The sequence below is a fragment of the Thalassospira sp. MIT1004 genome, from assembly GCF_001858545.1.
GTDB lineage: Bacteria > Pseudomonadota > Alphaproteobacteria > Rhodospirillales > Thalassospiraceae > Thalassospira > Thalassospira xiamenensis.
In genome coordinates this window covers 149,453-173,012 of sequence record NZ_MCAO01000045.1, presented here as the reverse complement: position 1 = coordinate 173,012, position 23,560 = coordinate 149,453, and the positions used below count along the sequence as shown (strand labels likewise).

General features: G+C 54.4%; 24 protein-coding genes. 15 read left to right on the top strand and 9 right to left on the bottom strand.

The genetic code is table 11. The features are described 5' to 3' along the window. Positions 1-4 precede the first annotated feature (4 nt). Positions 5-1,615, top strand: coding sequence for an MFS transporter (locus BC440_RS19540; RefSeq protein ID WP_071241045.1), 1,611 nt, complete (start codon positions 5-7; stop codon positions 1,613-1,615). 157 nt (positions 1,616-1,772) lie between these two features. After that, positions 1,773-2,480, top strand: a complete 708-nt coding sequence (locus tag BC440_RS19535) for a hypothetical protein (RefSeq protein WP_139192153.1) — start codon at positions 1,773-1,775, stop codon at positions 2,478-2,480. A 22-nt stretch (positions 2,481-2,502) separates the two neighbouring features. Here BC440_RS19535 and BC440_RS19530 read toward each other — a convergent pair whose 3' ends face one another. From BC440_RS19530 to blaOXA, 3 genes are all read right to left on the bottom strand, one after another. Further along, positions 2,503-3,540: a sodium:calcium antiporter gene (locus tag BC440_RS19530; protein ID WP_071241043.1), complete on the bottom strand. Its 1,038-nt coding sequence runs from the start codon at positions 3,538-3,540 to the stop codon at positions 2,503-2,505. A gap of 101 nt (positions 3,541-3,641) precedes the next feature. Beyond that, a complete protein-coding gene (locus BC440_RS19525; RefSeq protein WP_071241042.1) occupies positions 3,642-4,415 on the bottom strand; it encodes a PH domain-containing protein in 774 nt (257 codons plus the stop codon). Between the two features lie 79 nt (positions 4,416-4,494). Continuing rightward, positions 4,495-5,301: a class D beta-lactamase gene (blaOXA, locus tag BC440_RS19520; RefSeq protein WP_071241041.1), complete on the bottom strand. Its 807-nt coding sequence runs from the start codon at positions 5,299-5,301 to the stop codon at positions 4,495-4,497. A gap of 206 nt (positions 5,302-5,507) precedes the next feature. Between blaOXA and BC440_RS19515 the strand changes: the two genes are divergently transcribed. After that, entirely contained in the window at positions 5,508-6,407 is a 900-nt protein-coding gene (locus BC440_RS19515; RefSeq protein WP_071241040.1) for a DMT family transporter, read from the top strand. On the opposite strand, the gene BC440_RS19510 is transcribed toward BC440_RS19515, so the two are convergent. Together BC440_RS19510 and BC440_RS19505 are read right to left on the bottom strand one after the other, a co-directional pair. Continuing rightward, complete coding sequence (locus BC440_RS19510) at positions 6,393-6,929, bottom strand: hypothetical protein (protein WP_071241039.1); 537 nt, start codon at positions 6,927-6,929, stop codon at positions 6,393-6,395. The genes BC440_RS19515 and BC440_RS19510 overlap by 15 nt on opposite strands. Positions 6,930-6,937: 8 nt before the next feature. Then, a complete protein-coding gene (locus BC440_RS19505) occupies positions 6,938-7,729 on the bottom strand; it encodes a DUF4198 domain-containing protein (RefSeq protein ID WP_071241038.1) in 792 nt (263 codons plus the stop codon). A 97-nt stretch (positions 7,730-7,826) separates the two neighbouring features. On the opposite strand from BC440_RS19505, the gene nikR reads away from it, so the two are divergent. Next, complete coding sequence (nikR, locus tag BC440_RS19500) at positions 7,827-8,306, top strand: nickel-responsive transcriptional regulator NikR (RefSeq protein ID WP_007090566.1); 480 nt, start codon at positions 7,827-7,829, stop codon at positions 8,304-8,306. Between the two features lie 279 nt (positions 8,307-8,585). Further along, the gene (gene recA, locus BC440_RS19495) at positions 8,586-9,665 is read left to right on the top strand and encodes a recombinase RecA (RefSeq protein ID WP_007090565.1); all 1,080 of its coding nucleotides are present in this window, start codon (positions 8,586-8,588) and stop codon (positions 9,663-9,665) included. Between the two features lie 123 nt (positions 9,666-9,788). Here recA and BC440_RS19490 read toward each other — a convergent pair whose 3' ends face one another. Continuing rightward, positions 9,789-10,727 carry a helix-turn-helix domain-containing protein gene (locus BC440_RS19490; RefSeq protein WP_083379447.1) on the bottom strand — a complete coding sequence of 313 codons (939 nt, stop codon included), beginning with the start codon at positions 10,725-10,727 and terminating at the stop codon, positions 9,789-9,791. A gap of 216 nt (positions 10,728-10,943) precedes the next feature. Between BC440_RS19490 and BC440_RS19485 the strand changes: the two genes are divergently transcribed. The 7 genes from BC440_RS19485 (at position 10,944) to alaS (ending at position 16,674) form a co-directional block, all read left to right on the top strand. Next, positions 10,944-11,993, top strand: coding sequence for a hypothetical protein (locus tag BC440_RS19485; protein WP_247643615.1), 1,050 nt, complete (start codon positions 10,944-10,946; stop codon positions 11,991-11,993). A 227-nt stretch (positions 11,994-12,220) separates the two neighbouring features. Further along, the gene (locus BC440_RS19480) at positions 12,221-12,364 is read left to right on the top strand and encodes an entericidin A/B family lipoprotein (RefSeq protein WP_062952851.1); all 144 of its coding nucleotides are present in this window, start codon (positions 12,221-12,223) and stop codon (positions 12,362-12,364) included. Between the two features lie 92 nt (positions 12,365-12,456). Continuing rightward, entirely contained in the window at positions 12,457-12,633 is a 177-nt protein-coding gene (locus tag BC440_RS19475; protein ID WP_007090561.1) for a DUF1328 domain-containing protein, read from the top strand. A gap of 325 nt (positions 12,634-12,958) precedes the next feature. Then, positions 12,959-13,099: an entericidin A/B family lipoprotein gene (locus BC440_RS19470; protein WP_007090560.1), complete on the top strand. Its 141-nt coding sequence runs from the start codon at positions 12,959-12,961 to the stop codon at positions 13,097-13,099. A 261-nt stretch (positions 13,100-13,360) separates the two neighbouring features. Further along, a complete protein-coding gene (locus tag BC440_RS19465) occupies positions 13,361-13,504 on the top strand; it encodes a hypothetical protein (RefSeq protein ID WP_007090559.1) in 144 nt (47 codons plus the stop codon). Positions 13,505-13,534: 30 nt separating this feature from the next. Continuing rightward, complete coding sequence (locus BC440_RS19460; protein ID WP_007090558.1) at positions 13,535-13,840, top strand: NIPSNAP family protein; 306 nt, start codon at positions 13,535-13,537, stop codon at positions 13,838-13,840. Positions 13,841-14,019: 179 nt separating this feature from the next. Continuing rightward, entirely contained in the window at positions 14,020-16,674 is a 2,655-nt protein-coding gene (gene alaS / locus BC440_RS19455) for an alanine--tRNA ligase (protein WP_071241035.1), read from the top strand. A gap of 129 nt (positions 16,675-16,803) precedes the next feature. Here alaS and BC440_RS19450 read toward each other — a convergent pair whose 3' ends face one another. Next, positions 16,804-18,207, bottom strand: coding sequence for a DUF2254 family protein (locus BC440_RS19450; protein ID WP_247643614.1), 1,404 nt, complete (start codon positions 18,205-18,207; stop codon positions 16,804-16,806). Positions 18,208-18,432: 225 nt separating this feature from the next. Between BC440_RS19450 and BC440_RS19445 the strand changes: the two genes are divergently transcribed. Both BC440_RS19445 and BC440_RS19440 read left to right on the top strand, forming a co-directional pair. After that, positions 18,433-19,185, top strand: a complete 753-nt coding sequence (locus BC440_RS19445) for a TetR/AcrR family transcriptional regulator (protein ID WP_063092755.1) — start codon at positions 18,433-18,435, stop codon at positions 19,183-19,185. A gap of 60 nt (positions 19,186-19,245) precedes the next feature. Next, the gene (locus tag BC440_RS19440; protein WP_071241033.1) at positions 19,246-20,496 is read left to right on the top strand and encodes an MFS transporter; all 1,251 of its coding nucleotides are present in this window, start codon (positions 19,246-19,248) and stop codon (positions 20,494-20,496) included. 15 nt (positions 20,497-20,511) lie between these two features. Here the strand turns inward: BC440_RS19440 and BC440_RS19435 are convergent, their stop codons facing one another. Both BC440_RS19435 and BC440_RS19430 read right to left on the bottom strand, forming a co-directional pair. Beyond that, positions 20,512-21,354 (bottom strand): tetratricopeptide repeat protein, encoded by an 843-nt coding sequence (locus BC440_RS19435; protein WP_071241032.1) that lies wholly within the window; start codon positions 21,352-21,354, stop codon positions 20,512-20,514. A gap of 148 nt (positions 21,355-21,502) precedes the next feature. Next, a complete protein-coding gene (locus BC440_RS19430) occupies positions 21,503-22,483 on the bottom strand; it encodes a helix-turn-helix domain-containing protein (RefSeq protein WP_175484511.1) in 981 nt (326 codons plus the stop codon). Positions 22,484-22,712: 229 nt separating this feature from the next. Between BC440_RS19430 and BC440_RS19425 the strand changes: the two genes are divergently transcribed. After that, positions 22,713-23,558, top strand: a complete 846-nt coding sequence (locus tag BC440_RS19425) for a MoxR family ATPase (protein WP_071241030.1) — start codon at positions 22,713-22,715, stop codon at positions 23,556-23,558. Positions 23,559-23,560 lie beyond the last annotated feature (2 nt).

Below are 23,560 nucleotides of genomic sequence, written 5' to 3'. Positions count from 1 at the left end.
TAAGATGAACACACAAAATTCAGAAAACGCGACCGCGACCAAAATCGTAGCAGGCCCATGGTCGCCTTTCCGCCATCGTGCTTTTGCCTTCCTATGGGTTGCAACAGTTGTTTCCAATATTGGCACATGGATGCATGACGTTGGTGCCGGTTGGCTGATGACCGAACTTTCGCCATCGCCATTGTCCGTGGCACTAGTACAGGCCGCAACTACGCTGCCGGTGTTCCTGTTTGCCATCTTTGCCGGGGCGGTCGCGGATCTGATGGATCGTCGCAAATTGCTGCTTGCCGTCAATCTGGTAATGGCAGGGCTGGCAGCAGCTTTGTCGGCACTTGTTTACCTCCAGCAGGTAACGCCGTCGATCCTGATCGCCTTTACCTTCATGATGGGGACATGCGCGGCACTGATGGCACCCGCATGGCAGGCTATTGTCCCGTCTCTGGTTGATAAGTCCCGTCTGGCACCGGCGATTGCTCTCAACTCGATGGGGATCAATGTCAGTCGCGCAATTGGTCCGGCATTGGCCGGGTTCCTGATTGTTGCTGTCGGGCTGGTCGCGCCCTTTGCACTTAACGCGATCAGTTTCGTCGGTATTCTGGTTGTTCTGTTCTTCTGGAAACCGACAAAGACCGAACAGATCATGCCGCGCGAAAAGGTCTTTGGGGCCATGCGTGCCGGGCTTCGTTATGTGTTCAACAGCCCACCGGTAATTGCAACGCTGGTACGGGCGGTGGCGTTCTTTGCCTTTGCCAGTGCCTATTGGGCGATGTTGCCACTGATCGCGCGCGAGGTACTGGCAGGCGGCCCGCAGCTTTATGGTATTTTGCTTGCCAGTGTCGGAACTGGGGCGGTTATCGGCGCTGTTGTGTTGCCAAGGATCAAGGGCCGTCTGGGCGCGGATAAAACCGTGATGGTCGGAACGATTGGCACAGCATTGGTTCTTGTTGTCTTTGCCCTGATCCAGCAACCGGTTGTTGCCGTGATTGCGTCCTTTGTTGCCGGGGCATCGTGGATTGCGGTTCTGTCATCCTTCAACGTTTCTGCACAAACGGCATTGCCCGATTGGGTTCGGGCACGCGGCCTGTCCGTCTTTCTGACACTGTTTTTCGGGGCGATGTCGGGGGGCAGTATTCTTTGGGGCTGGGTTGCCGAACAGTTTTCGATTGAAACGGCTTTGCTGTGTGCAGCGGCCGGGGCGATTGTCATGATGTTTGTCACCATGCGATTCGCCCTTAATCAGGGGGCAGACCTTGATCTTGCGCCGTCCATGCATTGGCCCGAGCCAATAATCGGTGAGGATGTCGGGCATGATCGCGGTCCTGTCATGATCCGCATTTCCTATCGCATTGCCGATACGGACCGCGGGATTTTTAGTGACCTGATGAAAGCCATGCGCAAGGCGCGTCTGCGTCATGGTGCCTATCACTGGAACCTGTATCAGGACAGCAATCAGGCTGATCTGTTTACCGAGGTCTGGTCGGAAGGCTCATGGATCGAGCATCTTCGCCATCACAAACGGGTAACCGGTACTGATCGCGTCCTTCAGGAACAGGTCAACAAACTGCATCAGGGGGAAGGCAAGCCGTTGGTTGAACATCTGATCGCTGCGCGGTGAAACCAATACGATTTGTGCTTTTTCTCAATCTAGAATTCCCCCACGCCCTGAATTTGAAGTAAGTATGATGATTACAGGCCGGGGCCCGTATTATTGGGTGCCCGGTCTGTTTGATTTGGACGCCATTGGTGTCCCGGGGTGCTTTGGGAAAGTGGCGATGACGTTTTACGAAAAGTTCAGGACAGGTTCATTCGGCCTGACCGTTTTGGTTTTGATTTCGATCCTGAGCCTTTCGACATTAGTCCGCGCCGGTGAACCGTGCCTGTTGATTGCCATGCCCGAAGTCCGGATGACCGGGGATGGCATCGAGCCATATCGTTCTGCCATGCAACAGGGAGGGCTATGTGTCAAACCGGCGCGCATGCCTCTTGCACGGGTTGCTCAGGCTTTGTCCCATGGCGAAGTCGACGGTGTTTTTGCCGAGCTTGAGGGATTTCAGCAAAATGTTGACCGGCCGATCCTAAGGGGAAATATACGTGTTGGTTTGGTGGACGGAATGCTGGTTGTACCGTTGGGAAAGATATCGGGAATTGACGATTTAAAGGATGAAACCGTTGGTGTTTGGCTGGGGGCGAAGTGGTCTAACGCACTTTTGGCTGATTATCCCAATGTCGTGCATGTTCCGCGCGGTCCCGAAATGATGCAGAAGATGCTGCGATACGGGCGATTGGATGCCATTCTGCTTGATAACTATTCGTTGTCGGTCACCGGCGGTGTCCCCGACGGATTTCAGGCTGTTCCTGTCATGAGCCTTTCAGTTTACAGCTGGCTTGCTGCGGACCATGCCGATTTGCTCCCAGCTTTTGATAAGGGCACGGAACTGTTTTTACAGACGATCATCGAGTGGCGCCAAAAGGGAAAATAACCTGCGGACATTATCCGTTGGCCTATCCCGAAAGATAAAATATCGACATGCCATAAAGGCACAGGATTGAAACGCTTTCCCAGCCGATATTGGCAATTCCCCTGCGTTCGCGGTTAAGCATGCCCAACAGAAGGATACCGGTCATCAGGATGACAAGGGCAATGGTAAACAGATGTTGCGGGTTGAAGGCTGCGTAAATCGATCCGTCGCGATAAGCAAAGTCTGATGCCGCCAGAAACAGAACATCAAACGCATTGCCGCCGATGATATCTCCAACTGCCAGATTGACCGCACCCATGCGGACAGCCGCAATTGCCGAAACAAGTTCGGGAAGTGATGTAGCTATCGCAGTCAGGAAAGTACCCACGGCGGTTTCGCTGATGCCGGTTTTCTCGACGATTGCCAGTCCGCTTTCACCAATAGTGTAACCCGCGATTGCTGTTATCGCGGCAAAGCTAAGAAACTCCGTCCAAAGGCGAAGTGTGCTTTCGGGATGGTAGTCTGCATCGTCTTCCTTGGCGTCCTCGTCGGTCAGGTCGGTCCTGCGAGGTCGCCACATCGGTTGATGGCGGATTTCGGCAAGCAATGACAGGCCAAAGCCATACAGAATGAACAACAGGATCGATACCGGGTGGATGTGAAACACCATCCAGTCCGGTCCGCCATAGGCCAGAAGCGGCAGGGCAAGCATACTGACCAGAAGGGTCGCCTGCGCCAATCCCGTGGCGCTGGCGGCGGCATGTTCCAGATTGCCCTTGCGATACAGAAAATCAGCGATTGCCAGAAAGGTCGTCTGGGCCGCAATGCCACCCAGCGCATTGCCGATGGCAAGATCGGTGTGTCCTTGCCACGCCGTCGTTACCGAAAGCACACTTCCGGGCAGGCTGGTCGACATGCCGACAAAAACAGCACCGGCTATGATTTGTCCCATGCCGGTCCGTTCGGCGAGTTTGAGGGCAACCGTTGCCAACCGAGTTCCGGCGAAGCCGATCACCACTGCACAGATTGAAAACAGTCCGATAATGGACCAAAGCGGAAGGGTTGCAATTGCAGGCAGCATCAAAACGTCTTTTGTTCGGATCTGGCCGCATTTGCATCGGGGCGGCTTTACCTGAACTTTAAGACGCGTCGGGTGCTGTCATGTTCCATGATTGTGTAAAGTTAAAACACTTCGCCTTCCGGGCGTGCCAGCGGTTTGTTTTCTGAGTGTTCTATCGCTTCTTCGCGGGCGCGATGCGTGATGTCAATCGGCTCGCCCTGCCGGTTATCGGGGCGAACGCGTCCAAAGAAATCGGAAAGTTCCTTGGCAACGGTTTCCGGTGACGTGACCTGACGCAGTGTAAAGCTGTGCCCCAGCCGGTCGGTAACATGCAGATCGCCATAATCAAAGATATTGCCGATTACGCTTTTGCTGATCTGGGTGCTTTTGATCGACTCAAATCCGCGGTCATCCTGATCCTTGCGCAACACACCGCTTCGCGTGACGATGCGGTTGTTGGTGATAACGCGTTCAAAGAAAAACAGATCGCGAATGGCGGTCAGGGGCAAAAGGATGCTGTCGCGCGCCGCGCGCGTTGAAACGCCAAGGGCCCGTTTCAACAGCTTCCAGATAATCGAAATCAGCGCGATGAACACACCAAACAAGGCAATCGAAAAGACGAATTCATATTCTTCCCAGACCCGGTCAAGTGCGGCAAAGGCTTCTGGCCCAGTCAGAAGTGCGCGGGCCTGTGGCATCAGAAAATCGTAAATTGCGCGCCAGTGGTAGGATGCGTAAATCAGCACCGCAATCCAGATGATCTTGATGAGACCGGGGACAAGGATCGATACAGGAGAAATCGGCAAATCCATGATGACCACCTCGCCGTCATGTAGATGGCGGCGAATGCCCTTGAACGGTTTGCTTTCCGCGGTGCTGTCGTTTTTCCGGCTCATGCAGTCTGTCCTGTTTTATGCAATCGGTCCAACATAGGCCGCGATCCGAAGTTGGCAAGATACAGAAGGATTTACCCGGTCAAAAGGCACTGTCTGTTGCAAAATATTCGGCCATGAAAGCATCGCGCGCATCAAAACCGGGCGATTTTGCCGGGCGCGTGCTGTCATGGGTCAATCTGGCGAAGGCGACAGTCTGGTCGCCGCGTGTTGCCCAGCCCACGAACCAGCCCCACGGTCGCCCCTTGATCGGGCGGCCATCGGCATTTTGCGACAGGCCTGCGCCGGTTTTACCAAACACGTGCCAGCCATTTGCCTGAACACCCATGTCAAACAGCCCCATTGCCATTTCGCGGGCTTGTTTGCTAACGGGCAATTCGCCCCGGATCATTTTTGAAACGAATTCGATCTGTTCGGCAGGTGAGATTTGCAAGGACGAGCTTAGCCATGATCGCATCAGGCCGTTCTGTTTTGCAACGTCCCCTGATACATCGGCATTCCCGTAATCAAAAGACGTGACATAGTCACGAAACTTTGCCTCTCCCAGCCTGATATTGATTTGCTGCGAATACCAGACCACGGATTGTTCGATCCAGTATTGCGGATCAGTATCCTTGCGCCATGCCGCGCGCCAGTCGGGATAGCTTTCCTTGAACGACCATACGGGATGATGGGCATCGGTGAGGATTCCGCTATCGAACCCCATCAGGCTGATGGCGATCTTGAAGGTCGAGGCCGCCGTTGCGCGGGTTTCACATTTGCCTTCCTGAATAATGGTCTTGCCGGTTTTTGCATCCGAAATCAGGGTGCAAACCGTCGTGGTTTCCGCCGTGGCATTGAGGGGAACGAACAAGACACCAAGAAGCAAAGTCAGGCCGGTACGTTTCAAAACGCGATCCTTATGGACGGGTAAAATTCGAAGAGTAGGGGCGAATGCTGAAGGTTCATTTAATCGCTTAATCCATCCTGTTCCGGCTGTTATCTGCTGGTGGAAATTCAGATTGCCAAAATGCGGCAAAGCGGGTTTATGTTCCCGGTCCGGTTGCGCCACAATCCGGCAGCCAAAAAACAACAACGTCCAAGCAAGAGCCCCGCATGATCCCGTTCTTCGGTGAAGCAGCCGCCTTTACTGCCGCGATGGCCTGGGCGACGTCGAGCATGATTTTTTCCAACATTGGCGGCAAGGTCGGCGCGCAGACGGTCAATCGCGGGCGTCTGGCCTGCTCGATTACCTGTCTGACGGTGTTGCACTGGCTATTGGAAGGCCAGCCTTGGCCGAACGCGGTAACGTGGGAGCAGCTTGGCTGGTTGTCACTGTCGTCGGTTCTTGGCCTTGTGATTGGCGATGCCATGCTGTTTCAGGCCTTTGTGACCCTGGGGGCGCGGTTATCGATGCTGATGATGTCGACCGTGCCGATCATGGGGGCGGTGTTGGGCTGGTTTCTGTTTGACGAAGTCCTAAGCCTTCAGGAAATGTCGGGTATTGCGCTTGGCATTGGTGGCATTCTTTTGGTCATCATGATGAAAAAGGGGCGTCCTGTCGGGTTGGAAGGACGCAATTATCTGGTTGGTATCTTGTTTGGACTTGGCGGTGCCATTGGTCAGGTCGCGAATCTGGTGACGGCGAAATATGCACTGATCAGCGGTTATTCTGCGCTGTCGGCCACATGGATCAGAACCTTTGTCGCGGTTGTGATCATGTGGGGAATTGCGATTGCCATGGGGCGTGCTCGGCGCACGATTGTGGCGTGCAGCGCACCTGATGTCGGGCGGTGGCTGTTCCTGGGGGCTTTTATCGGCCCGGCGCTTGGCGTGTGGCTTTCGATGGTGGCGGTTCAGAATGCCAATGTCGGTATCGCATCAACGCTGATGGCGTTGCCACCGGTTTTGCTGATTGTCTATGAAGGTGTGGTTCTGCGCCGCCCCGTTGGCCTGCAGGCCATCGTCGGGACCTGCATGGCCTTTGGGGGGGTTGCGCTTTTATTCCTGCATTAAGTGCGATTTTCTCTGCCTTTTGATCCTGGTGATCCAGCCCGGCAGAAATGCAAGATTGGTTATCAGGCTGAAACCGAACAGGATTGCAGCCCAGACCGGCAGGTCAAGCAAGGCGCTGTTTCCCTGCAATCCGGGGGTTGGGGCCGAGGATTGTGTTCCCGGTGGCGGTATTTTTTCCGATGAGTGGATCAGGACAACCTGATGACCCATGCCGTCTGATACCATTATTTTCCAATGCGCATCGGTATCATCTTCAGGGCGTAATGCCGGAACCACGACGGCAAGGCGTCCGTCACGATCAGTTCTTCCTTTTTGCCAGGTTTTCCCGTCCGGTGACGTCACCATGGCTTCGGCAAATATCATTGGTGTGCCATCTGTATAGCCGAACTGATAGATGGTGGCGGTCCGGTTCTGGTCAATCTGCCATCCCGCCCCGTGGGCAATCGCCGGGAGCGATCCTGCATAAAGCAGGATCGCGCAGGCAATTGCCGCGATCATCAAACGTCCAAACGATTGCAGCATGTGGCGGCCTATTGGCTGACATCGAAAGTCAGGGTTGCCCGCAGGTTATGTACCCGGACAGATGCATCAGAGTCCGGGACATCGGCCGCAACCCGAACTATCCAAAGACCCGGTTTCGTAATCCGGATTTTGGCAATGCCGCTGCCACGATCATCGCTGAAAGTTTCGGTGTAATAGGCATAAGACGATGGCGTGTCGGTAAATCCGGCATAGGTTGCCAGGACACTGGTCGAATAAGGTTGCCCGTCCAGCAGGATTTGAACCGCAACGTCTTGGCCGATTGCCGTCATGCGCGGATCGGAAAGCGGCACGATTTCAAGTTTGTGCCCCAGAGGGGAAGAAATAAAATCCGCGTTTTGGGAGCCTCCAGTCAGGTTTTTGGAAAATTTTTCAAATCGGGATGACGCAACCGCATCGGGATGTGCGTCCGGCCCGCCTTCTTTCCAGCCATCGGGCGTTTGTGACCAGATCACCGGCAGGCGATGCCCGACAAGCCATGCGGGTTCTTCTTCGGAAAGGGTGAATGTGCCAGTCAGATTGGGGGCATCCGCATTTTCAGTGACATCAAGTTCGGTGGTGGCCGAGGGGGTGATCAATTGTGCACGGACATGCTTTGGCGCTTCGGCTTCTTCCGGGGTGCCGAAAACATGGGTCGAATCGAGGATGAAGGCAGCAGTGTCCTTGCCATTCGCGGGGGTGGTTTTGCTGCTGGCGACAAATTCATGGGCCACTGCGCCAAAGCCGATCAGGCACCCCAGTGCGGCAATTGCAAGCGGGGTTGTGAACTTTGATTGAAACATCTGCTATCCTTTGGGAGATTAGGGAAGTTGAAAGGCAGTATGAATTTTTCAAAAATGTTCATACGAGTCAAGCTGATGATTATGAAAGGGAATTCGTATGACCCGCGTGACCGTATCAATCGAAGACGATTTGATGGAGGCGTTCGATGCTTTCCTTGAGCATCGCGGCTACACCAACCGGTCAGAAGGTTTTCGTGACCTGATCCGGGAAAAGCTCCAGAATACCAAGCTCGACGAAGACACCGGCGGCGTTGGCATAGCGGTTCTGAATTATGTCTATGATCATGAAGAACGCATGCTGGCATCACGGCTGATGAGTGCGCAGCACGAACATCATGACCTGACCGTTTCGACCGTGCATTTCCATATTGATCACGATACGTGCCTTGAAAGCGTAACCTTGCGCGGCAAGCTTTCCGATATTCGCAAATTCGCCGATCAGGTTCTGGCACAACCTGGCGTGCGCCATGGGCAGCTTTATTCGGTTCCGGGTGAATTGCATGTCGAAACCCATCATCACGGCGATGACGATCATGGACATGCACATCGGCACGAACATCTGAAAATCACGACCTGAACCGGGCTTCTCCGAATTGTTTTAAAAATCCCGGCACAAGCCCGGCGACAATTTTATTTATCCGGGTTTGAATTCTTACCCACCAAAATGAGAACAAACTTGCAACATCCATTTTTTTGTGCAAGTGTTCACATTATGTTCTCAATGCGTTTGCCGGAAAATGGTTGGCGTGATGTCAGTTATCCGGCGGGGCACCTAGCGGTGGCGTTCCGCATTTAGGACCGGGGAACCGCCTGCGTTGCATCCTACCCGGCCCTGTGGAATAAGAGAGTTCGAAAAATGATTCAGACCGCGCTGCATTTGGTGGATAAAGATACGATGGATAAGCAGAAGGCACTCGAAGCCGCTCTTGGGCAGATCGAACGCGCATTTGGCAAGGGCTCGATCATGAAGCTCGGCCAGCGCGATAGTGCGGTGGATATTTCAGCCATTTCGACCGGGTCGCTTGGGCTTGATATCGGGCTCGGGATTGGCGGCCTGCCGCGTGGCCGTATCGTCGAAATTTACGGGCCGGAAAGCTCGGGTAAAACCACACTGGCTTTGCACACCATTGCGGAGGCCCAGAAACTTGGCGGGACCTGTGCCTTTGTCGATGCCGAACATGCGCTTGATCCGGGTTATGCCCGCAAGCTCGGGGTGAATACCGACGAACTCCTGATTTCGCAGCCTGATGCGGGTGAACAGGCGCTTGAAATCGCCGATACGCTGGTGCGTTCCGGTGCGATTGATGTGCTGGTCGTCGATTCGGTTGCCGCCCTTGTGCCACGTGCCGAACTTGAAGGCGAAATGGGTGACACCCACGTCGGCCTGCAGGCCCGCCTGATGAGCCAGGCATTGCGTAAACTGACCAGCTCGGTCTCGCGTTCGAACTGCATGGTCATCTTCATCAACCAGATCCGTATGAAGATCGGTGTGATGTTTGGCAGCCCGGAAACCACCACGGGTGGTAACGCGCTTAAATTCTATGCGTCTGTTCGTCTTGATATTCGCCGGATCGGTCAGATCAAGGACCGTGACGAAGTCGTTGGCAACCAGACTCGTGTGAAGGTCGTCAAAAACAAGATGGCCCCGCCGTTCAAGCAGGTCGAATTCGACATCATGTATGGCGAAGGCATTTCCAAGATGGGTGAAATCCTTGATCTTGGTGTCAAGGCGGGCATCGTTGAAAAATCCGGTTCCTGGTTCTCGTATAATTCGACACGTATCGGTCAGGGCCGCGAGAATGCCAAAACCTTCCTGCGTGAAAATCAGGAAATGACCGCCGAAATCGAACGCAGCATCCGCGAAAGTGCAGGTCTGATCGCCGAGGCGATGACCAGCATGAGCGAAGATGAACCGTCAAACGATGACGACGCGTAATTAAAAGCGGACTGAATAATCAAACGGGCGCTTTGGGCGCCCGTTTTTGTGTCTGATCCGTTTTGTTGGCGGCGTGTGTAACGCAGGCAGGTATGGATTTCGCGATATGGCGCGAAGCGGGAGTCAGGGTTGCTGTGCTTCCTGTTGCCATTGGCTGGGCGTTTTGCCCGTTATCCTTAAGAATTCCCGATTGAAATTCGACTTGGTGTTAAAGCCGCTTGTCAGCATGGTTGTTGTGACAGTCTCGCCCTTGTCCAGTTCGCGGCAAGCATGTTCAATCCGGTATTTGTTGATAAAGCGCGAGACATTTTCACCGGTCGTGGCGTTGATCGCGGTCGAAATCTGTTTCAGCGGGACGCCCATACGCCGTGATATGCGTGCAAGCGTCAGATCCGGGTCAAGATAAAGCTGTTCGCGTATCTGCAAATCTTCAAGCCGGGTCATTATGGTCCGATGTTCCGGGGTGCTGGGTGTTGCCGGCACGTGATCGGAAGGCTGATTTTGATCCACTGATTGGACATCCACATCAACATCAATTGCAATGTCGGGCGACAGAGACAGAAAGCCGATGGTCAAGAGTGCCAAGGATGATGTGATGCTCAGGATCAGGCCGACAATCTGATCGTTTCCATCGATCTTGGCGACGATGATCAGCATGTCGCTGATGGCCGACGCGATCAGGGCGAAGGCGATGAAGCGCCAAACCAGTGCCGGGATATGGCCCGAGGTCAGAGGCATATGGGCAAAATCACCGCCCTGACGATGAAGCATCACCAGAATTGCCGCCCCGTATCCGACAAAAAGGCTGCAAAGCACAACATCAATGATCGCCGGTAAAACAAACACGCATAGGGCAACGATCGCTGGTACCGAGAAATGCACCCAATCCCGTATTTGCAGGCGCGCACGAAGACTTGCTTCCAGAAAGGCCATCCAGGCCAGAGCCGGGATAATGGATGCGGTGATGGGTTGAAGCCATCGCAGGCTAGCAAAGCCATAATACTGAACAATCCCGACCAGAACGCTTTGTCCGGCCGCGGCAAGCAGCAGCGCCATAAGCATCCTGGGTGTTCTTCCGCCCACAACCGCGCGGACAAAGATAAAGCCTAAAACCAGTGCAACTATAATTGGGACGGGGAGGACAAGCATCGGACAGTTAGTTCCCGACAAAAGGTATCAAAACCGGTTTTGGGACGTTCACAAACCCGTTTGAGGACGCAGGAAATCCTGTTTTGGGCAAAAACGTTCCGGCACGCTTAACTTAGGACAAGGATCCTGATGATGAAACCGATATATCTTGCCGTCGCCTTCTTTCTGGCCGCGGGCCTGAAGACATCGCCTGTCTTAGCGGAACCGCAAACCGATTATGCCGGATATGACCGTTTTGATGTGCGCGCAGTCCATCGTTCCATGCCAATCGCGGCCTCGGTCTGGTATCCGGCAGATACCTTTATCTATCGTGCGCCGGTCGGCCGCAATATCATCTGGAAGGGAACAGACGCGTATGTCGGTGCGGCAATTGCGCCGGGGCAACATCCGCTGGTTCTTCTTTCCCATGGCTCGGGCGGCAATATGGATGGACTTGGCTGGCTGTCCTCGCAACTGGCGTTGCGCGGGGCGATTGTTGTTGCGGTCAACCATCCCGGTACGACATCGGGGGATTCGTCACCGCGACGCACACCGCTTATCGGCGAACGTGCCGCAGATATCAGTGCCACCCTTGATCAGGTCCTCTCCAATACGGCTTTTGCCCCTTACATCGATCGTCAGAATATTTCCGCGATCGGGTTTTCATTGGGGGGTACGACGGTTTTAAACCTTGCGGGGGTACGGTTTGATCAAACGCTTTATGCGCAATATTGCGACAAATTCGGCAATGCGGCCCAAGATTGCGATTTTTTGCGCAAAGGGGGTGTTGATCCTGATCATCTTCCCGATGACTTTGCTGCTTCCAGCCGGGACGACCGGATTGTTCGCTCTGTCGCGATAGAGCCAGGCATGGGGTTTGCCGCGACACAAACCAGTCTGGCGGAGGTAACTTCTGCCATGCTCTTTATCGGCCTTGGCGAAGAAAACAAATGGGTGGCTGCTGATTTTGGGCCGAACGGCAGTAATCTCGTCGCGCGGATCAAAAACGCATCTTCAGCAACGTTTGCGCCAGCATATCATTTGACGTTTCTTGGCGAATGTATGCCGGGGGCTGCCGAGATACTTAAAGAAGAAGGCAGCGAGCCAATCTGCTCCGACCCTCCCGGTACGGATCGCGCCCAGATTCATCAAAAGATTGTTTTGGCGATTGCGGAATTCCTGAACTTGGCCGGTTCCTGAGCGGAGAATAAAGCTTAGGAAATGGGAAAAGAGGGCCTGAAACGTCCTCTTTCTCAATTTGCCCCAAAATGATCACGATTGGCTACAACCCGCAAAAATAAAGGCGTTTGATCTGCCTTAATTGCGTCAGATCAGCAGCTTGGCAGTAGCGCAAGGAACTTTGTCTTTCCGGCTCCGTTATGGATGGTGTGAACAAAATCACGTCGAGCAAACTAGGAGAAACCGAAATGTCCGACTTTTGGAAAAAGATTTTCGCCGTTGCTATGATTTCCGGCATGGGCCTTGGCCTTGCCGCTTGTGAAACCGCCGAAGGGTTTGGCCAGGATATGGAAAATGCTGGTGAAGCCATTCAGGATGAAGCCAGCGAGTAAGGCATCATCGCGGATTTTTCGTTCGCTGACGGGACTTTTGGATCAACTCCATCACCCGCAAGCAGCCAAAGCCTAAATAAGGAGATAACATCATGTTGGGTTGGGCAGTCTTTTGTCTCATTCTGGCGCTTGTCGCCGCCGTCCTTGGTTTTGGCGGCTTGGCAGGGACGTTTGTCGGGATCGCCAAGATCCTGTTCTTCGTCTTCCTCGTCCTGTTCGTGGTTTCGCTTCTGGTCAACGCGCTGCGTGGCCGTCGCCCACCGGTCTGATAAAGTACGCTAACGCTTTTTGATCCGGGTTTTAGCCAATCACAGCACCTTAACCCGAGACGAACACGACAAACTGTTAAAACAGGGCTTTCATGAACGCCCTGTTTTTTTGCGTTTTACTGATCTGAATTATGGTCGAACCGGTATCTTGGGGGTTTAATGTTTGCTGCTCAAAAACGGTCCGGATTTTGGCGATGGCCTGATTAACTGCCCGAAAACCCCTGCTTCTTTCTGTACGGGTCAAAGTTCATATTCTTTCTGGCAGTTCACGCAGCATAGTGTTGATCGAATTGATCCCGTTTGTTTGAGCAAACAGGAGAAGACCATGTCTGACATCTGCAAGAAGATTTTTGCGATTGCCCTGATATCATTTATCGGATTTGGCATTGCGGCGTGCGAGACGGCAAACGGCTTTGGCCGCGATGTCGAGGATGCCGGAGAAGCGATCCAGAAAGGGACCGACTAGGAGCAGGTTGATCTACTGCGCGGTCGCGGTCTGACGATCTGATCGTCGTCAAAAGACATGATGCGGGTAAATGGGAACGGGTATGTGAATACATGCCCGTTTTTGTTTGGCATTTGAATTCACGCTGAAGGAAAGAGTTGCCAGCAGCACGTGACCCCGACAAGATAGCGACTGATTTCGGAAGCCACATGCCTTGCGTCAGAAGCAGGCCGCGGCCACCTTCAAAATCAACATGTCGTTAAAGGCAGGAGCATTCAAACAATGGCTATTCTTGTAAAACGTATTCTGGCACTGGCCCTGATTGCGGGCTTTGGCATGTCGCTTGCGGCGTGTGAAACTGCCGCCGGATTTGGTCGCGATGTTGAAAAACTGGGCGAACAGATTCAGGAAGGCGTCGAAAAGTAACCCATCCTCAAGTTCTGGAAAGTTCCCGCCGTGATCACCTGCTATCTGAAATACGTTATCGACATGCATAAAATCCCTGAATTCGAGGATTATGCCCGTCGCTGGATTCCCATCGTCAATCGGATGGGCGGGACGCATCACGGCTATTTCCTGCCGCATGAAGGCGCCAGCAGCATCGCCTATGCCCTGTTCAGTTTCCCGAGCCTTGCGGCATACGAAGATTACCGCAATCGCATGGCCGATGATGACGAATGTGTTGCAACACTCGAACTTGAAAAACGCAACCGCAGCATCATCAGTTACGAACGCAGTTTCATGCGCCCGGTTCTTGATTAGGTCGGCATATCTGATCAGGGCGTTGTGGCGTGCCGGTGCGGTGCCGGATGCATAAATCGTCACTTAAACACCGCAAAGCCTTTCCCCGACTGGACAGCACAGGGCCGAGCCGCTAAATAGGGCAGTCGCGCCGCAAGTTTGCGGCAGCGTTTGTTCCGCGTTTTCCGGGTTGGAGAGAGATGCAGACCGTTAACGATATCCGCACCACGTTTCTGGAATTCTTCCGCAAGAATGGCCACGAGGTCGTATCTTCCAGCCCGCTGGTGCCGCGCAATGACCCGACCCTGATGTTCACCAACGCAGGGATGGTCCAGTTCAAGAACGTTTTCACCGGTCAGGAACACCGCGATTATTCGCGCGCGACCACCTCGCAGAAATGCGTGCGTGCCGGTGGCAAGCATAACGATCTTGAAAATGTCGGTCATACCGCCCGTCACCACACCTTCTTTGAAATGCTCGGCAACTTTTCGTTTGGCGACTATTTCAAGGAAAACGCGATTGAATTCGCCTGGAACCTGATCACCAGGGAATATGGCCTCCCGGCGGACAAGCTGCTGGTTACCGTTTATCACACCGATGACGAGGCCCATGGTCTATGGAAAAAGATCGCCGGTCTTTCCGATGACCGCATCATTCGCATTCCGACCTCGGATAACTTCTGGTCGATGGGCGATACTGGTCCGTGCGGCCCTTGTTCGGAAATCTTCTTTGACCATGGTGATAAAATCTGGGGCGGTCCCCCCGGCAGCCCTGAAGAAGACGGCGACCGGTTCATCGAAATCTGGAACCTCGTCTTCATGCAGTACGAGCAGATGGCGAATGGCGAACGCGTCAATCTTCCAAAGCCGTCGATTGATACGGGCATGGGCCTTGAGCGTATCGCAGCCGTCCTTCAGGGCAAGCACGATAACTATGATATCGACCTGATGCGCGCCCTGATCGAAGCATCGGCCGATGCCACCAGCACCGATCCCGATGGACCGCACAATGTGTCGCACCGCGTGGTTGCCGACCATCTGCGTTCGACCAGCTTCCTGATTGCTGATGGTGTTCTGCCGTCCAATGCCGGGCGTGGTAACGTTCTGCGCCGTATCATGCGCCGCGCAATGCGTCACCTGCACATGATCGGCACCCAGGACCCGGTGATGTATAAACTGGTCCCGGCGCTGGTGCGCAAAATGGGCGGTGCCTTCCCGGAACTGGTCCGTGCCCAGGCATTGATCGAAGAAACCCTTAAGCTCGAAGAGCAGGGCTTTAAAACCATGCTTGATCGCGGCCTCAAGATGCTTGATGACGCGACTGATGGCATGGGCGAGGGTGCGACCCTTTCGGGTGATGTTGCCTTCAAGCTTTATGACACCTACGGCTTCCCGCTTGATCTGACGGCGGATGCGCTTAAACCGCGTAAGATCGGCATTGATGAAAGCGGTTTTACCTCCGCCATGGAAGAACAGAAAGCCAAGGCCCGTGCCGCATGGTCGGGTTCGGGCGAAGCTGCAACCGAGGAAGTCTGGTTTGACATCAATGATCGCGATGGCGCGACCGAATTCCTGGGCTACGAAACCGAAAATGCCGAAGGCGTTGTCACAGCCATGATCAAGGATGGTGCGGAAACCAAAACCGCGACCAAGGGCGATAACGTTGCCATCGTTGCCAACCAGACCCCGTTCTTCGGGGAATCCGGTGGTCAGCAGGGCGATGCCGGTGTGATCAAAACCGAAAAGGGTGCCGTGATTGAAATCACCGACACCCAGAAGAAACTTGGCGCATTGCATGTGCATCTTGGCAAGGTTGTCGAAGGTGATGTTTCGGTTGGCGATGCCGCCGAATTCCGCGTCGATCATACCCGCCGTTCGGCCTTGCGCGCCAACCATTCGGCGACCCATCTTCTGCATGCGGTCATGCGCAAGCATCTGGGCGATCACGTCACCCAGAAGGGATCGCTGGTGGCCAAGGATCGCCTGCGGTTCGACGTATCGCATCCCAAGCCGATCACCGCCGAAGAAGCCGCTGTGATCGAATTCGACGTCAACCGTCTGATTCGCGAAAACAGTGAAGTCACCACCCGTCTGATGACCCCGGACGAGGCGATTGAACTGGGTGCGATGGCGCTGTTTGGCGAAAAATACGGTGATGAAGTCCGCGTTGTTTCGATGGGCCTGCCCGAAGCGAACGAACATGCTTATTCGCTTGAACTTTGCGGTGGTACGCATGTCAAACGGACCGGCGATATCGGTATGTTCAAGATCGTATCCGAAGGTGCGGTTTCAAGCGGTGTCCGCCGTATCGAAGCCCTGACCGGTTCGGATGCTGCAAGCTATATGGCGGCCCGCGATCAGCTTCTGCAAACCATCTCGGCCGATCTGAAAGCCGTTCCCGAGGATGTTCCGGCGCGTGTCAAAGCCTTGCAGGAAGAGCGCCGCAAGCTTGAACGTGAGGTTTCCGACCTGCGCAAGAAACTGGCGACCGCCGGTTCGGGCGGGGCATCGGGTGCGGATGCGTTCAAGGAAGCCAACGGTGTCAAACTGGCCCTGCGTGTTCTGGACGGTATCCCGGCCAAGGAACTCAAAGGGATGGTTGACGAATTGCGCGATCAGATGGGATCGGGCATTGTTGCCCTGATCTCGACGGACGGCGGCAAGGCGTCCATCGTTGTCGGCCTGACCGAGGACCTTGCGGGTAAATTCAGCGCGGTCGATCTGGTGCGTGTCGGTGTCGAAAAACTCGGCGGCAAAGGCGGCGGTGGCCGCCCGGATATGGCGCAGGGTGGTGGCCCCAACGCCGATCAGGCCGAAGCGGCACTTGCCGCGATTGAGGCAACGGTTGCTGCCTGATCCGGTACGTTCGGATATGGAAACGAGAAAAGGGGACCTTCGGGTCTCCTTTTTGCGTCTGGCGTCGTGTTCTGAATTATCCGGCTGTATGATGGACTGGCTTGGTTTTGATCAGTTCCCAGCCAAGGTTCAGGCCGCTGAATAATCATCTTTGGCCTGTTGCTGTCGCAGGACGCGGTTAACGGCGCGTTCAACCGCCCTGCGGTCCGTCGCATCGGGGACATCGCGCGCAGCTGCGCGTTCGATGAGACGGGCATGTTCGCGCAGGATTTCCTGCTGTCCCGGGTGGCGGGCAAGCCCGACGAGGCTTTCAAGGACTTCTGCCATTGGCAGAAGCACATCGGGCTTGGCAGCAGCCGATTGGCGGATCTGATCGAATGCTGCGTCCAGCATGCCACCGAAATCCGAAAGATGGGCGCATATGCGTTCCTTACCCTGATCATCCTGCCAAAGTCCAAGTGGATAATGAAAGCGCATCGCCTGTGGCAGCGCCCGGCCCAGACGATAGATCACCGCAATGGCGGTAAACGGGTCGTTGATCCCCGGCGACAGGGCGCGTAAGGCAATCTCGACCAGCTGGCGCAGGGCGAATTCGATATCAAGCAGGGCCGTGCGCTGATTGCCGATCATGATTTCGGTGTCAATGTCTTCGCGGAGTTTGTCGGTGTCGATATTGCTGTCGCGGGCCGTCGGGTGGGGGCTGATTTCACCGATAATGTCACCGGCAATAACATGCTGCCCGGCGCGGATCGTCAGGGCGATTTTGATGTCGGCCCGGATGGCAAGTTCAAGCAGATCGTCATAGGCAATTCCCTGAACATATCCCGATTTGGTGGCTCGGATGATCCGTTCGGATTGGATCGAAGCCGCGTCGGGTAGCGCGCATTTAATTTTTGCTGCCCGTTCAATGGGGGATTTCAGGGTCTCAAGCGACGAGGAAATAGTGGTTTCCAGATTTGCGCCGACATTGTGGATCACCTGATCGGCAACGATGGATCGGCCAAGATGATGCACAAACAGGATCAACACAAACAGGCTGACGACAAAAAGCGTAATGCCCGCCATCGCGGCAATTTGGGGTATCTGATCGCCTTCGCCCTGTTCGCCCATGATGACAAGGGTGGTGATCAGAAACAGGATCGATCCGACAAAACTGCCAAGTGAGTTCTGGGTTTTCGGGTCCCCCATGAAATTGCGGATGGTGCGTGGTCCAAGCGACCCGGCAGCCAATGTCAGAACCACCATGGTCACCGAAAGAGCAAAGGTGGTCATCGTCACCAATGTTGCCAGCAGTGTCGATGTCAGGTCCTGCACGGTTTCAATCGTGCCAAAACGCGGCCAGAAATCCGGAAGGCTTCTGATCAAATCCTCGCCCGGTAACCGAATGGATAATAGGGCAAGAATAGCACCGCCAATCGCATACAGAAGCGGGGTAAACCACAGGCTGTGGCTGATCATTTCCCAGAGCCGGATAAAGCGATGAAACATTTTTAAAGGAACCCCGTTCTTGTCATGTGCTTTGCGTGGCGACATATGCCGCCCGTCGGCAAAGCCGGCACCGGGACAGCGATCATCATATTAACGTCTGACGTACAAAGCCGGTTCCCGACCGATGACGGGAATTCATGTCATAGCATATTACGGGAATTTCAGCGCCTTCATCACTGCTGGATGTCACCCATGCAAATTTCGCGGTTGCCGGTTGTTTAAAAATGAACAAAATTCGATTTTGCGTCATTTAATTAAACAGGCATTGCCATGACCCGGCAGGACATCCCGGAAAACCCACCCGTAACGCCACGGGTGAACCGCATAGAAAAGCGCCAGCAGCGCGAAGAACTGATTGTTCAGCGCGCGGGTGAACTGATTGCGCAATACGGATTTTTCGAATTGAAAATGTCCGATCTGGCACAGGCCTGTGATATTTCGGTCGGTACGCTTTATGCCCATTTCGCCAGCAAGGAAGACCTTTTGCTGGGGCTTGCCATTACAGCCGGGCAGAAACGTGCGCGGTTTTTTGGTCATGCGCGCGCCCATGATGGCAGTGCGATGGAGAAGTTCATTGTCGCCAGTTTGCTCGATATCCGCTTTTCCCTTGAACATCCCGAATGGTTTGAGGCGGAATATCTTGCGCTGGCGCCTTCGATCTGGACGCGCGCAACACCATCCCATCATCAAAGCCAGTTGGCCGAGGTTGGCCGGATTACCGAAATGTTCCAAAGCTTCCTGTCGGCGGCGGCCGATGAACTTGGCATTTCGCATGATGTGATTGCGCGAACACGCAACCTCAATCTTGGCAGTTGGGGGCTTTCATTTGGCATGAATGCCCTTGCAATGTCGGAAATTACCGACCGCCATTACGGCGCGGAGCTTCGCAACAATGCGATTGATATTTTCTGTGACAGTCTGGCCGATCTTCTGGCCGGGGCAGGATGGCATGTTGATGATGCCCGCCAGATCGTGCGCGACCTTGCCGCACGTTATGCCGAACTGCCCGAAGATGCGACATAGCTGCCAACCACGATTTCCATAAACCGCTGCCACCAAAAACGCCCACGGAGTATTCGCCCCATGCCCCAGGAAACCAAAACCATGACTGCGGTCTTTTTGACCGTGCTGTTCGGTTTTGCCGGGTTCAGCCTGCCTTATCCTGTTTTCAGCCCGATGTTCCTGAAACCCGAACTGGGGTTTCTTGATCCATCGGTGCCGACGGAATACCGCACGATGCTTTTGGGTGTCGCCATGGCGCTTTATCCCATCGGGCAGTTTATAGGCGCGCCGTGGCTTGGTCGGGTGTCGGACAAGCTTGGTCGTCGTCCGGTTCTGATGGCGTCGCTTTTGGGAGCGGCCCTTGGCTATCTTGTGACGGCCTATGGGGTGGCTGATGCCAATCTTCCGCTGGTTCTGGTCGGCCGGTTCGTGTCGGGCCTGTGCGAGGGCAATATGGCCATCGCCCAATCGATTGCATCGGATATCAGCCGCCCGGAAACCAAGGTGCGCAATTTTGGCCTGATCACGGTTGCGATCAATGTTGGCTGGATCATCGGCCCGTTGATGGGCGGCTTTTTCTCCGACCCGACCATTCATCCGGCCTTTAACGTGTCCTGGCCGTTCTACTTTGCTGCGGGCATGTATGCCTTTAACCTGCTGGTGGTGTTCGTGATCCTGCGCATCCCCGAATATGCGCGCCGTCGCGGCACGCCAAAGGGCATGACGCCACCCGCCACCCGCACCGTATGGGCCACGATCAAGGACCCGGACCTTTTGCCGGGTTATGTGATTTCGTTCTTCAGCTATATCGCGGTTTATATCTTCTTTGCCTTTTTCGGGGTCTATCTGGTGCAGAATTACGACGTCACCAGCAGCTTCCTTGGCATGTGTTCGGCCATCATTTCGATCCCGCTGATCCTTGCCGGATTGACGGTTGATCGCGCGCAGAAGATTTGCGGCCTGATCGGTGTCGGGACCCTTGGTCATCTGTTCTTGGGGATCGGCCTGATCACGTTCCTGATCCCCGATGGGCTGGTGTGGATATTTGTCCCGATGTGTCTGGCGGCGTTTGGCATTGCCTGGTGCGAGGTCACGACCAGCCTGTTTATTTCCAACGCTGCCGGATCGCATGAACAGGGGCAGGCGCTTGGCGTTTATCGGTCCGCCCACGTTCTGGCCGAAGCCACCGCTGTCCTGATCGGTGGGGTTCTGGCCGGGATCGCCAGCTATGCGCCGTTCTTCCTTGGCTTTATCGCGGCGATGCTATGCGTAATTGGTATTCTGGGCTGGCTGCGCATCCGTCAGACAACCGCGGACGTTCCGGCGGCATAAGTTCGCAATACAGACTCAGACATCAACCGGTGCATAGGCGGCGCAGGCAATCAGTTTGGCCGCCTTTTCGCTGTCTTTGCGGTCCTTGTCCGGCAGTTTCGCAAGGTCATCGGCAAGCGCGCGGGTTTCGTCGATCCCGTCGAGATCGGCACTGATTTCCATCACCCGATCCCAGATCGCCTGATCATCCATACCGCCCATCACCGTCAGGGTGATCGCCCGGTTAAGGGTGGCTTCGGGGTTTTCGGCATCTTGGCTCAGGATCAGTTCGAACGCCTCAAACGCCGAAATCAGATGACCTTCGCGCAGATGGATAACGCCCAGATCATTTTTTGCCGCAAGTGACGCTGGATCAATGCGTAAAAGCTGCTCGATTGCGCGTTTTTCACCTTCCGGATCGTCGTTGGCGCGATGTGCTGCGGCAATCAACTGATGTATTTTTGTATCACCCGGCCGGTTGTGGGCCGCGCTCTGAAAAGCACTCAGCGCATATTCGGGCTGTTCAAGGTCCAGCAATGCCTGCCCGCGCAGTACCAGCAAATCCGGGTCGGTCGGATGATGGCGCAAAACGATATCGACATGATTAAGTGCCGAACGGGCATCACCATTTTCAAGCAGGGCGCGTGCAATGTGATGCAGGCATTCTTCGTGGCCTTCATCAGATTGCAGCACAGTGCGATATTCGCCAAGTGCTTCGGTCAGCGAACCTTTTTCATGAAGGGCGCGCGCCAGTCCGAACCGTGCTTCAAGATTATCCTCATCCTCGCCAAGTGCCTGACGCAACATATTGATCGCGGCGTCATATTGGCGGCGTTTAAGCGCGGCAAGACCCATATCCGCAAAGGACATAGTGGTCATGCAAATTCTCCCAACCTTGTGGTTATCCCGTTGCCCGGAACATCAAATTTATCGAATTTCGATGGGATTATAGGCGGTGGTGCGATCATTTCCACCCCCGATCTGCATAAATTGAAACCTGCCCGTGACAACAGGTGATGGTCAAAGATTATTGTCGTTTGCGTAAGGTTTCGGAAGGCAAAACACCGAACTGTTTTGAATAAATCCGGGCAAACCGGCCGGAATGGGCAAAGCCCCACTTCATGGCAATCTCGGCAACCCCTGCTCCATCTTCGTCATTAAGAAGGTCGTTATAGGCGTTGTTCAGGCGCACCGATCTGAGATACGCCATTGGCGACATACCATAAGCGGCGTTAAAGGCCATTTGTAACGTCCGATAACCGCAACCCGCATGTTGTACTAGGGTTTCAAGTGTGATCGCTGTATGGGCGTAGGCATGAATGTAATCGCGCGCCCGTTTGACATAATGAGGAACCGCGTTCGATTTCGGTTTTCCATTTAGTTGCTCCGAACAGGAATTCGGAAGCATCATCAGGATATTTGTCAAAAGCAGATCCTGAAGACCGTTCAGGACAATGGCATTGTCGAGATTGTGAAGCGGACCATCAAGTGCTTGTGCGACGTAATTCAGGGTATTGCAGACATGCCGACCCGGCGCAGTGTCCAGATCAATGCTGATCTCGAACCCCGGGTCGATGTTTGGCATGTCATTGCCCAAAAGCACCCGGCAATGCCTTGCGACGACGTCTCTCGGCAAACGGACGCCAAAGCAGGCAAACCGGTCTTCGTCGGCGAAAAGCGGAACGCGCATGTCGCGGATTATTCCGCGTCTGGCCGAAATTGTGTAATTCTGCCCTTGATGCTGCACCGATCCCCCCCCTTCGGTCGGGATGATCATGAATAGGGCATCGTTATCGCTTTCTGGTGTTCGAAGCTGAATGCGACAATCCCCAAAGGACGAATGCAAAACTTGCAAATCGCCCAAGGCAACGCCATGGATCGAGACATCGAAAGATGCGGGGCGTTCGATCAGGTCCAGTGTATCAATGGAATTCAGTTCGGCCAGAAGAGCGCGGGTTTCATAAAGATCACGCGATGATAGAACCTGATAATTCTGAAGATACGTCACACAAGCTTCCCCCAGACGCATTGCACAATCGCAATCGCGCAGCTTTGTAACTCCCCCGTCACCAAGACTTTAATATAGTCTGGAATTTGTATGATTTTCACTAACCTTAGGCTATCAGCTTGAACTCTACAAGAACGTTGAAGTTGGCGGGTTGTTAAACTCGTCTCTTGCCGCCCGGCCCGCAACGCCCTAGGTTAACGTAAACGTCAACTTATGTTGCAGGGCAAAAATGAAGTTTCAGGGCACGGAAAATTACGTCGCGACCGAGGATCTGATGGTGGCGGTCAATGCCGCGATTACTTTGCAACGGCCGCTTCTGGTCAAGGGCGAGCCGGGAACCGGCAAAACCGTTCTGGCTGAGGAAATTGCAAAATCGCTTGGTAAGAAGCTGATTACCTGGTCGATCAAATCAACCACACGCGCCCAGCAGGGGTTGTATGAATATGATGCGGTTTCGCGCCTGCGCGATAGCCAGCTTGGTGACGCGCGCGTGCACGACATTGCCAATTACATCGTCAAAGGCAAGCTTTGGGAAGCGTTCGAGGATGAAAGTGCGCCGGTTCTGCTGATTGACGAAATCGACAAGGCCGATATCGAATTCCCCAATGATCTGCTTCAGGAACTCGACCGGATGGAATTCTTTGTTTACGAGACACAGGAAACCATCAAGGCGACCAATCGCCCGATCGTGATCATCACATCGAATAATGAAAAGGAACTGCCCGACGCTTTCCTGCGCCGCTGTTTCTTCCATTACATCCGTTTCCCGGATGCCGAAACCATGGCGGAAATCGTTGCGGTCCATTTCCCCGATATCCAGAAACGTCTGGTGTCCGAGGCTTTGAATCTGTTTTACGACATGCGTGATGTCGGAGGGCTTAAGAAAAAGCCGTCAACCTCGGAACTGCTGGATTGGTTGAAGCTTCTGATGGCCGAAGACCTGCCGCCCGAAGCCCTGCGTGCTAAGGATGCCAAAACCGCCGTACCGCCCCTGCATGGGGCATTGTTGAAGAACGAGCAGGACGTCCATCTGTTCGAACGGCTCGCCTTCATGGCCCGGCGCGAAGGGCGTTAGAC